Below are 501 nucleotides of genomic sequence, written 5' to 3' on the forward strand. Positions count from 1 at the left end.
TTGCCGATGGTAAGCAGGACATGTCCGCAGGGCAGTGGTGGCGTCATATCGGCATCTACGCGTACCGGGTAGCGTTCTTGCACCGGTATGTGCAATGGCCGCCCGCGACCCTGGAGCAGCTGGAATCTCTGGAGCAGCTGCGGGCCATGGCCAATGGCGTGGCTATCCACATTGAACCTGCCTGCGAGGCTGTGCCCGGTGGGGTCGATACCCAGGCGGATCTTGAGCGTCTGCGGTCAGAGTTGGGAGGCCGGTAATGAGCGTATCAGTATTGTTCGTTTGCCTTGGCAACATCTGTCGTTCACCCACCGCTGAAGTGGTCTTTCGTGAACGCGTGAAGGCAGCCGGCCTGGAAGATCGTATTCGTATTGATAGCGTTGGAACCGGCGATTGGCATATCGGCAAGGCGCCGGACCCTCGTACCCAGGAGGCCGCGTTGCGACGGGGCTATTCCATGGCTGACCTGCGCGCGAGGCAAGTCAGCCCGGCGGATTTTGCGGA

Annotated in this window: 2 protein-coding genes; both read left to right on the forward strand. The window is 60.9% G+C overall.

All coding sequences use genetic code 11. The features are described 5' to 3' along the window. A partial coding sequence (locus A3754_RS27370; protein WP_369817581.1) for a cytidylyltransferase domain-containing protein occupies positions 1-257 on the forward strand: 257 nt, incomplete at its 5' end. After that, positions 257-501: low molecular weight protein-tyrosine-phosphatase (locus A3754_RS05975; RefSeq protein ID WP_197468497.1), on the forward strand; the 245-nt coding region annotated here is incomplete at its 3' end. The genes A3754_RS27370 and A3754_RS05975, both read left to right, overlap by 1 nt.

This window comes from Alcanivorax sp. HI0083 (assembly GCF_001635175.1).